This window comes from Bradyrhizobium sp. LB14.3, from assembly GCF_040547985.1.
Lineage (GTDB): Bacteria > Pseudomonadota > Alphaproteobacteria > Rhizobiales > Xanthobacteraceae > Bradyrhizobium.
This window is the reverse complement of the sequence record NZ_JBEPQT010000003.1, coordinates 542,446-551,724: the sequence shown is the minus strand read 5'-3', so window position 1 is coordinate 551,724 and position 9,279 is coordinate 542,446. Positions and strand designations below refer to the sequence as shown.

The 9,279-nt window shown below is 62.8% G+C and carries 10 protein-coding genes, 1 tRNA gene and 1 pseudogene; 6 read left to right on the top strand and 6 right to left on the bottom strand.

What is annotated here, in order from left to right; translation table 11 throughout:
• The 4 genes from ABIB00_RS10060 to ABIB00_RS10045 all read left to right on the top strand — a co-directional run.
• Positions 1 to 245: transposase (locus ABIB00_RS10060; RefSeq protein WP_354104191.1), on the top strand; the 245-nt coding region annotated here is incomplete at its 5' end.
• Between the two features lie 484 nt (positions 246 to 729).
• A complete protein-coding gene (locus tag ABIB00_RS10055; RefSeq protein ID WP_354104190.1) occupies positions 730 to 1,695 on the top strand; it encodes an AraC family transcriptional regulator in 966 nt (321 codons plus the stop codon).
• Between the two features lie 175 nt (positions 1,696 to 1,870).
• Entirely contained in the window at positions 1,871 to 2,023 is a 153-nt protein-coding gene (locus ABIB00_RS10050) for a hypothetical protein (RefSeq protein WP_247348393.1), read from the top strand.
• 448 nt (positions 2,024 to 2,471) lie between these two features.
• Positions 2,472 to 2,651 (top strand): hypothetical protein, encoded by a 180-nt coding sequence (locus ABIB00_RS10045; protein WP_354104189.1) that lies wholly within the window; start codon positions 2,472 to 2,474, stop codon positions 2,649 to 2,651.
• Between the two features lie 97 nt (positions 2,652 to 2,748).
• Here ABIB00_RS10045 and ABIB00_RS10040 read toward each other — a convergent pair whose 3' ends face one another.
• The 4 genes from ABIB00_RS10040 to ABIB00_RS10025 all read right to left on the bottom strand — a co-directional run bounded on the left by ABIB00_RS10040 (position 2,749) and on the right by ABIB00_RS10025 (position 4,950).
• A complete protein-coding gene (locus tag ABIB00_RS10040; RefSeq protein ID WP_354104188.1) occupies positions 2,749 to 2,901 on the bottom strand; it encodes a hypothetical protein in 153 nt (50 codons plus the stop codon).
• A 598-nt stretch (positions 2,902 to 3,499) separates the two neighbouring features.
• Positions 3,500 to 3,576, bottom strand: a tRNA-Arg gene (locus ABIB00_RS10035).
• Between the two features lie 153 nt (positions 3,577 to 3,729).
• Positions 3,730 to 4,218 (bottom strand): hypothetical protein, encoded by a 489-nt coding sequence (locus ABIB00_RS10030; RefSeq protein ID WP_354104187.1) that lies wholly within the window; start codon positions 4,216 to 4,218, stop codon positions 3,730 to 3,732.
• A gap of 159 nt (positions 4,219 to 4,377) precedes the next feature.
• On the bottom strand, positions 4,378 to 4,950 hold the full coding sequence (locus tag ABIB00_RS10025) for a hypothetical protein (RefSeq protein WP_247348397.1): 573 nt from the start codon (positions 4,948 to 4,950) through the stop codon (positions 4,378 to 4,380).
• A 180-nt stretch (positions 4,951 to 5,130) separates the two neighbouring features.
• Here ABIB00_RS10025 and ABIB00_RS10020 point away from each other — a divergent pair, with 180 nt between their 5' ends.
• Positions 5,131 to 5,514 carry a VOC family protein gene (locus ABIB00_RS10020; RefSeq protein ID WP_354104186.1) on the top strand — a complete coding sequence of 128 codons (384 nt, stop codon included), beginning with the start codon at positions 5,131 to 5,133 and terminating at the stop codon, positions 5,512 to 5,514.
• A 7-nt stretch (positions 5,515 to 5,521) separates the two neighbouring features.
• Here the strand turns inward: ABIB00_RS10020 and ABIB00_RS10015 are convergent.
• Positions 5,522 to 5,814 (bottom strand): annotated as a pseudogene (locus ABIB00_RS10015) (hypothetical protein); the annotation flags it as partial.
• Positions 5,815 to 6,071: 257 nt separating this feature from the next.
• On the opposite strand from ABIB00_RS10015, the gene ABIB00_RS10010 reads away from it, so the two are divergent.
• Entirely contained in the window at positions 6,072 to 6,422 is a 351-nt protein-coding gene (locus tag ABIB00_RS10010; RefSeq protein WP_354052131.1) for a GrlR family regulatory protein, read from the top strand.
• Positions 6,423 to 6,522: 100 nt separating this feature from the next.
• Here the strand turns inward: ABIB00_RS10010 and ABIB00_RS10005 are convergent, their stop codons facing one another.
• Positions 6,523 to 9,210, bottom strand: a complete 2,688-nt coding sequence (locus ABIB00_RS10005) for a PAS domain S-box protein (RefSeq protein ID WP_354104185.1) — start codon at positions 9,208 to 9,210, stop codon at positions 6,523 to 6,525.
• Positions 9,211 to 9,279: the final 69 nt, after the last annotated feature.

Below are 9,279 nucleotides of genomic sequence, written 5' to 3'. Positions count from 1 at the left end.
ACCAGGCCATCACCAAAACCGGCAAGAACCGTAACAGCGCGATCGACGAACGAACCACCCGGCATCCGGGATACGGCATGTCGCAATCGCGCCGGCCGATGGTCGAGTGCATTTTCGGATGGGGCAAGCAGCATGGCACCATGCGCAAGACCAAACATCGGGGCATCGCTCGCGTCGCCGCCGACTTCCTGCTTAATCTGATCGCCTATAACCTGATCCGAATTCCCAAACTGCTCGCCGCATAGCCACCCCGCGCCGGGGCACACTCAATACCAAGCTAGAAATTACATCCAACTCTACCGCGCCGCTCCAAAAACGATCGGCGGAAATATGAAAATTCTCCATTTCAAGGTTTTTCAGCAGACTGCTAGATCAAAGATGAAATCGGCGACGCCGTCATTCTACGGTGATGGCCGATTTGATCGTTTTTCGATGCCCTCAAACGGGCATGAACGTGCAGACGCATCTCGAGAAGCAGCAGAGACAGGAGGGGCGAAGCTTCGCCTCCTTCGCCTGTCCCGCCTGCACGCGGCTCCATTTCATCGACCTCGCCTCCGGCCGGCCGATGAGCCGAGACCGTTGACGACGACATCGATCTGCCGGGCTTCATGCCATGATGTCCGCAATACTACGGCCCGGAATCCGGTTTACTGAAGCGCGATGTTTCGCCATTGATGACGATGTACTGACGTTCATTTGATTGTCACATTGCAGCATCCGGCCAGACACATGTTGTTCGACGGCCTCGCCCCATCCTCAGCGCTTCAACTGATCGGCTTTGCCGACGTCGATGCATTTTGGCCGATCGAGTCGATGGAGGATGCGAGAAGCATTCCGCTCGACGTCCCGAACTTCGCCGCGGCCCGTGCCGTCGTCTCCCTGCCGGCGTGCCGCATCGTCCTGACGCGCTCGTTCGCGCGCATCCTCGACACCGCCTATCGGATGCCCGGCGGGATGGTGATCCTGTCCATGACGGACGACCTTCAGGTCAATTCCAAGGGAATGGATCTCGACGCGCGCTTCTTCGTTGCGCTCCGCGGCAACGATGAATGCCATTTCGTCGAGCCCCAGACCAATCATCATGCGATGATCATCCTCTCACCCGGCCTGAGAGACCGGGGTTGGTTCGATCGGGCCGACGATTTGCGGGCCTATGTCGCGAACCGGCCCGCTTTGCTCCACATACGGCAACTCCTGCTCGACATTCTGCGAACCGCGTCGATGCAGCCGTTGCTGTTCGAAACCACCGAGGTCGCCGGCCATCTCCAGGAAGGCCTGCTGCTCGCGCTCGACGATCTGTTTCGAATCGATCCGCTCCCCGACCGGAGTGCCTCGGTCCAGGGCGAGCGATCGATCAAACTCGTGCAGCGGATCGACGATTACGTCGCGGCACATCCGACTGCTCCGATCTACACAGCCGATCTTGCCGGTGAATTTGGCGTCTCGATCCGGACGCTTGGCGGCGCCGTCAGCAAGGTACGCGGCATGAGCCTGCACCACTACATCCGCCTGAAAAGGTTGTGGGCCACCCGCGCCCGGCTCCTCAAAGGCGGCGGCGCCACCGTCGCCTCATGCGCGCGCGCCCAGGGCTTCCATCACCTCGGCGAGTTTGCCGCAGCTTACCGCGCGACATTTCGCGAGTCGCCCTCGGACACGCTGGCAAGGGGCCGGCACACGGGTTCGCCGGCAGACTGACCAGACACGGCTCCGGCCTTGCACATGCGGCGCCAGCCGCACGGGGAACCAGTTCCTTCGAGCCGCATTATCCCAGTCAACGCAGTGCGCCGCCAGCCCCGAGGCGTATCGATGCACCCCGCGCCCCCATGCGCGGGGTTTTTCTCGCGGTCAACCAAGTGGTTCAGGGAAAAGAATGTCCATCAGCCGCAATCTATTGTTTCTGATCATCGGTGCTCTGGTCGTCACGGCGGCCGTGCTCGGCTACAATCTTTACCAGACGAAGAAGCAGCCCGACGGCCTGCAAATCAATGTCGGTCCCAACGGGCTGAAGATCCAGGGCAAGTAGCGGCGGCTCCCGGCCGCGGCCAGATCCGAAAAACTCTGGCCTGAGAATTCGCGCGCTCGGAGAGATTCGAACTCCCGGCCCTCGGAATCGAACTCCGCCCAGCCGACCAGCAAAATCAACGCACGTTCTGAACTTTCCCGATCCGTTCACGCATTGACGGCATTGGAGAATTTCGCACGTTCAGAACGTTGCACCGGAGAAATCGATGGCTGACATAAGATTGGACGCCGTCCGGATCGAGCGGATCATATCGCAATTGCTGCGAGACGACGCCAAGTTGCCCCCCGCAGAGCTAACGAATTAGCTTCCAATATCTGCACTCGCCTCAATGCGTCGATGGCTACACCGACGCAGCCCCCGCCTCAGCGGCTATCGGATAATACCGTCGCACCCGTCCTTTTGGGGCGACTTCGATGAAGCCGCTAAGAAGCTGGCCCAAGCTGACCACATGGTTGCACGCACGCTTTGGGGGGCCACCGTCTTCGTCTATGTGAACACCGCCATGCAAGTTGGCGACGTCGAGCACATCAAAATCTTCTCGACCGAGGACGCCGCCAAGGCTTGGCTCGATGAGAACGATCCCGAGGGCGTGGCGTTCGAGTACGTGGTCATAGGCCCGCCAGCCTGAACTTGCACTCGCAAAACAGGCCGCCAACCATGCCAGAATAGGAACGACGCAACAGCCGCAGATTGATCGTAGCCGGCATGCCGCCGAAGATGCGGCCTTACTCCGGAGGCCGCAAACCGGACGAGGAAACCCAATCACTGAGGCGCGCGCCCGTTTCCGCGAACCGCGCCTTCCTGAGAAGGCGCTCGCGCTCCGCGCCAGCGGGCAATTGATTGGCTTGGTCTTTCAGCTCGGCGGCCAGTTCGGCCATTCGTTCTTCCAGGGAGCGGGTTTACTTCACTCTGCGGCGGTGCTCAGTCATGTCGCACTCCGTGAGCCGTATTGACGACTCCAAAACGGAAGAACGTAAGTTCAGTTCCCGCTCTGGAACAAAAAAGCCACCGGGTTACGCTTGGACCAATGGGGGAAAGGCCGCAGGGTGGTTCCAGCCTCCCACTGCGGCCATCCCGGACAACTGAAAATTGATGAGTACTTAAATCTCGCCGGTGTTCACACAGTAGAACACCCCGTTCCAAAAATGGAGTCGGTACAACTACCGGAGTCCGCCTTTCTACCAATTGTCGTTAAGAGGCGAACATGGCACGGCTCACTTTCCAGCCCCAATGCTCCCGGCTGCCGATTCAATTGCGGATCAGAGCGCCGGGAGTGCTAGGACCGCCAAGTGAAGCGGGTCACCATATTTTCGGGTTGTCGCTTCAGGCCCAAAGGCGATCCGCATCCGTCTTCGTATCGAGCCACGTCACGCCCACCGGGCTATTCAGGCTGTAATCGCCGTGAACCCGCGGCCTGTACCGCTGATCTTTCAAAAATTCACTGACGCGCGTTCTCGCGTCGCTCAGTTGCTTAAGTGGCGCGCTCGGAGAGATTCGAACTCCCGGCCCTCGGAATCGAAATCCGATGCTCTATCCAGCTGAGCTACGAGCGCCCTGGCCCAGGCGATGGGCCTCAACCGAGACGCCAAAGGACCGCTGCTTGCGAGCCAGCAGGCCGGACGACGTTCGGATGGGTTCGAATTAGCAGAGAGGCCGGCCAATAAAAAGCCCTTCCCGTGCCGATTCGAGACGGTTCAGACGGGCCCTTACCAGGTGCTGTTGAAGAAACCGAAATGCGGCTGCTGCGCCAACACCATCATCGGCCGACCCTGCTGCGGCGCCGGATGCGCTCTGGCGACCTTGCGCCTGGGATGAGCTGGAGCCTGCAGCTTGGGATCGGTCTTCCCGGCTCCGCGGGTATCGGCCTTTCCGGCCGGCGTAAATTGGGCGAACGTCTCGCGGACCCGCGTCTTGGCCGACATCTCGGCCAAAGCCGGCGACACGCCCTCCACGGGCGGCTTGGGAGCCGCGACAGCGGCGATCTCCACCGCAGGCGCGGCGATCGTCGGCTGACTGGTATCGAGCACGACGCGCTCTGGCAGGTGGCGATCGGACCGGATCCGGATCGACGGCTGTTCGTTGCTCGCGGTTGCGACAGCCTGCGTCACAGGCGAAGCGGGCAGAACGTAGTTCGCCGCGAACAGCAGTGCGAGCAGAGCTCCACCGACAAACATGAAATACCGAAAGATGGGCATTGGCCGCGCTCCGCCCGTCGCATCCCACGAGGGCTCTCCGTCTTAACAGGCGATCATTCAATTGGTTCCTGGCCCAGCCGTTCGGTTCAAATGGCGACGCCAAGTTTCTGGTCCAAGGCCCAAGGACAGTAACTTTTCCGCTATCGGAAAATGCCGCCCTCACGCCCGACGCGCGGCCACAAGCGAACACTTCGCCTGATCGGCATTCACGTTGACGAATCCGACGGGAATGCGCGCAAAAGTCTTGCGGCTCTTCATGCTGACCGGGTCCGCCAGAACGCGGCTGCGGTCGGTGAGATGACTCCCGTCGCGCCGGGCAAAAGCGCAGACGATCTCGACATCCTTTACGGCATAGTCATTGTCGTTTCGCAACGTGAACGTCACCAGCGCCTTCGAGCCAAGGCCGCCGCGGCGCCAGGTCTGCGATGAAATCCTCATCCGACCGAGTTCTGCCATTGCCGGAATCTGAGCTTCGGAAGCCGGTGACACGGCTTCTGCCGCTTTGCCCGAAGGCGCCGTCTCGACCGCTGCCACGTCGGACGTCACCGGCTCGGCACTATTGCCTCTGGAGAGTGGGAGCAGCATCCAGACGCCGCAACCAACGATCATGGCCGCCAACGTCCACAGCAGGACCCGCCCAAATGAGACGCTCGCGATCGTCACGGCCCGTGCCAGTCGCTCGCCGGTTCCGGCGAAACGCCTCAACCCGATGCGGTCAAACCCAGCATTCATGATTGCATCACCGATAGCGGCGGAAGCACGTTCGACGACGGACCCGGCCACTGTTTACCTTAATCTGGAAGACCAACTAAGGTTCCCGCGCAGCTATCGAATCGGCAAGGGCGGTGGCGGTCACCGGCCGGGGCCGCTAACATGCGCCGCAACATCGAAGACACGTCGGGAGAACATGACATGCCAGTCGTCACTTGGGATCACGTCCATCTGCGCAGCCCCAATCCGGAGGCTACGGCGGCCTGGTTGCGGGACATCCTCGGTGGCGAGATCGTGCACGCACCGGGACGGATCGACGTGAATCTCGGTGGCGCAAAAATCTTCATTGCACCGCTCGAGGGCGACAATGCGGTCAACCCCCCGCCGCCGCACCCGCACCAGGGCCTCGACCATTTAGGTCTCACGGTGAAGGACATCGACGCCGTCGCGGCCGAGATCAAGGCCAAGGGCGTCACCTTTACGCGCGAGCCGACCACGATCCGCCCCGGCGTCCGCATCTGCTTCATCCGCGGCCCCGAAGGCATCTCCATCGAGCTGCTCGAGCGCGACAAGAAATATACCTGAACGGCGCGTCGGTGTCCGAGAGCGCCGAGCCGTCGGCATCGGAGCAGCAAGGCCCCTCGCCGCTGCGCAGTCCGTCGAACCAGGCCTTCAATTCGGCACTGGTGTTGACGAACTGGTCGCGGTCTCGCGCGTGCGCGGAGGGGGCTGCGAGCGCAATCAGGGCCAAGGCGCAAGCGGAGGCTCGCCACGTTTCGCCAGCGTGCCGCGCCGCCAATCCGCCGTTGTCGTGTTTCGCAAATCGTGGGACGCGCACTGTGCAGACGCGGCTCATTCGCCGCCGGAATCGATCCAGTTGCTCACGTTTGTCTTGCTCCAGCACCCCGCGGCCAGTGCAACGATAGTTATGCATTTCGCGGGCCAACCTGATTAGCAACGACAGGCCTCGCTTCATGATCAGACCGTCATGACAGTCTCATAGACAATCCGGGACAACTACGGCTCACGGGCAGGCCCGCACGGCCGGCGGCCAAACTCCCGCGTTGCGTGAGCGGATGCGCTTTGGCATAAATGCCCTACCGGTTACGCCATTGGGCGATGGCGGCCGGCCTCGGGACGTTATGAAGAACGGCCTCTATTCAATTCACGTGAACCTGCTCGATGGTCGAGTCGGCAAGGGCAGCGGCGTGATTCTTTTTCGCGACGGCAAGATTCTTGGCGGCGATGCCTACCTCTATTACACCGGCCGCTACACGGTGAAGGACAACACCTTCAAGGGCGAGGTGCTGGTCCAGCGTCACACCTCGCCGCGGGGCGACGACAATCCGCTGTTCGGTGGCCCTGCCGCGGTCGGCATCGGCGTCAGCGGCACCTTCACGGAGACGCGCGGGGACATGACAGGCACCGCGCTGGTCGGCAAGGCCAGCCAGATTTTCGGCGCGACGCTGCACAAGCTCGCAGAGGCCGACTAGGGCATTATCGGTTCTGATTGAATCAGAACCGAAGCTCCAGATTTTGTTTTGAAGTGTTTTCTTCGCGAACCGATATCCACTTCGCCCGAAAACGCTCCAGCTATTCCGCGGCCTGCTCGAGCGGCGCCACGCGCGGCAGGATGATCTGGATGCGTGTGCCGCTGCCCGGCTCGGAATCGAGATCCAGCCGTCCGCCGAGCCGGTTCGTGACAATGCTGTAGACGATGTGCAGCCCGAGACCGGTCCCGCCCTGGTCGCGCCGCGTCGTGAAGAACGGATCAAATGCACGTCGGCGGACGTCGAGCGACATGCCGCAACCATTGTCGGAGAAGGTGATCTCGACATTGTCCTTGCCGGACTCGCGCACCTGGATATCGATGGTCCCCGGCCGTCCGTCCGGGAAGGCGTGCGCCACCGCGTTGAGAAACAGATTGGTCAGCACCTGGCCGTACGGTCCGGGATAGCTGTTCATGGTCAGATCAGGCTGGCATTCGACATTGAGCGTCAAATTGTGCTTGCGCAGGCCGGGCCGCAGACTCATCACTACCTGCTCGGTGAGGTCACCGAGATCGAAGCTGCGCTGATCCGAATAGTTGCGGTCGGCGGCGACCTGCTTGAACGACTGGATCAGCTCGGCGGCGCGGTTGAGATTGGAGACGAGCTGCGAGGACGCGTCGCGGCTGGTGTGAAGGAAGTCGTTGAGCGTAGAGCGGCGCAGCTCGCCGCGCTCGACCTCGGCGGTGAACATCGCGGTCTTGCGCTCCAGCGCGGAGGCAACCGTGAGGCTGATGCCGACGGGATTGTTGACCTCGTGGGCGACGCCGGCGACGAGGCGCCCGAGCGCCGCCAGCTTTTCCGCCTCTATCAGCGAGGCCTGAGTCTCGCGCAGATTGCGCAGCGCGGTCTCGGCGGATTCCTTGGCTTTGCGCATCTCCTGCTCGCCGCGCTTGCGCTCGCCGATGTCGAGCGCCACGGTGACGATCCGCTCGATCTCGCCCTCGATATCGAGCAGCGGCAGCTTATTGACCAGCCATTGCCGCATGTGGCCGGAAGAATCCTTGTACTCCTCTTCGTAGAAGCCGAGACCTTTTCGAAGCCTGAGCACGCGCTTGTCGTTCTCGTCGGTCTTGGCTGCACCGTAGCGCGACATCAGATCCGCCGTGGTGCGGCCGAGCGCATCGCCGGGCTCGATGCCGAAGATCCCGGCCATGTAGCGGTTCATCAGCACGTAGCGCAGGTCGCGGTCCTTGACGTTGATCACTGCCGGCACGGTGTCGATGACCTGCTGGAGCAGGCGCCGTCCTTCGGCGATGGCGTCTTCCGCCCGCTTCTGGTCGGTGATGTCGCGCAGCGTGCCTTCGTAGCGGACGATGTTGCCCGCCTCGTCGGGGACGCCGGTGGCGCTGTCGGACAGCCACAGGATGTTGCCGCTGCGCTGGCGTACCTGGTATTCGAACTCGCGCACAATGCCGTCGCGGGCCATCAGCCGCTGATATTCGACGCGCGCCTCGGGATTGACGTAGATGGTGTGGGCGATGTCGTCGATGCTGTCGATGAGCTGCTTGGGGCTGTCATAGCCCATCATCCGCGCCAGCGCCGGATTGGCGTTGAGGAGATCACCGGCCGGTGTCGTCACGTAAATGCCGTCGACCGAGCCCTCGAACAGTTTTCGGTAGCTCTCTTCGGCGAGGCGCTGCTCGGTCAGCGCGCGCACCGCTGCCTCGCGCGCCGTGTCGGCCTCCTCCAGCGCGCGGCGGAACACTTCGGCCGCGCGGGCGATGTCGCCGATCTCGTTGTCGACGTCGGCGGACGGGATCGAGGTATTCTTCTCGCCTGCTGCGAGCGCGCGGATCGACCGTGCGATCTGGGCGAGCGGACGGACCGTCCGCCGCACCACGAAGCCGGCCGCGAGAATGCCGATCAGCACGCCGATGGTGCCGAGCACGATACTCTGCCAGCGCGCCTCCGTCAGCGTCCGGGCGAAGTCGCGCGACAGCACGTGGCCGCGCCGGGCACTGACCTCGCGCAGCAATTCGGTGACGCGCCCGATCAGCCGGCCCTCGGTTCCCAGCACCTCGCGATCGATATCGGCGATCTGCCGTTCCCGGACCGCGACCGCAATGATGGCCCCGGCATAATTATTGACGGACGATTTCAGCCCGGCATCGCCGATGTCCATCGCCCGCATGCTCTGCGCCGCCTGCTCGGCCGCGGACGGATTGCGCGCGAGCAGTCCGAGCGCGATCCGGCTCTGCGCCTCCGACAGGCGGGAGGCCAGCTCGCGGTCGGCGGTGCCCGCGACCGCCACATCGAATTGGTCGCGCAGCGGCGGCAGGCCGGCGAGCAGCTGGGCGCGACGATCAATCAGCGTCGAGATCCGCTCCAGGCCGCTGCGATAGGTCGCAAGCCGCTCGGTGACCCCGTCGATCATGTCCTGCTGCTCGGGCGCAAGCTCGATGCGGGTCTTCTTCAGGATGTCGCTGAGCGTCGAGGCCGCCTCGCCCACCTGCTTGAATTGGGTGCCGGCGCCGGGGTCGGTGACGAAATCGCGCGCGGCGAGCCGCAACTCGTTCATGCGGCGGTCGATGTCCTCGGCGAGGTCGCCGACGCTCTGGAGCCGCTGCAATTCGACAAAGGTCGTGTCGATGTGCCGGATCGCGATCACGCTCGCGGTCGAGGTCACGATGATCACCGCCAGCACCAGAAGGAAGCTGCCGAACGTGAGCTGGCCGATGGAGAGCGAGAATATTCGCTTTTTCTCAGGGGTCGGCGTCAATTCGGCGGACATTCGTGATTTGAGGACCGGGGCTGCTGGAGGCGCAATATACGACGTATTGCGGCCCCGGGGGAACACGCG